Source organism: Chitinophaga sp. GbtcB8 (genome assembly GCF_019091455.1).
Lineage (GTDB): Bacteria > Bacteroidota > Bacteroidia > Chitinophagales > Chitinophagaceae > Chitinophaga.
Window position 1 is genome coordinate 1 of the sequence record NZ_JAGXJN010000432.1, and the last position, 235, is coordinate 235.

General features: G+C 52.3%; 1 pseudogene. It reads left to right on the plus strand.

Features of this window, described 5'->3' with window-relative positions:
* Positions 1–235 (plus strand): annotated as a pseudogene (locus tag KVT36_RS32250) (two-component system response regulator); the annotation flags it as partial.

Sequence of the window (235 nt, forward strand, 5' to 3'; positions counted from 1 at the left end):
CACCAAGGTTATTAACCATACCGACGGGCAGCACCTGGTGAACAACGTGCAAAATATGCTCAATTATCCGCTGAACGTGTTCGTGTATAACTTTGTGGATATGATGAGCCATGCCCGAACAGAAATGGAAGTGCTGAAAGGGCTGGCTGGCGCCGAAACCTCTTACCGCTCCATTACTATCAGTGGGTTGGGGCACTCGCCCCGGCACCAGGCCCTTAAACGCATGGCGGAAAAG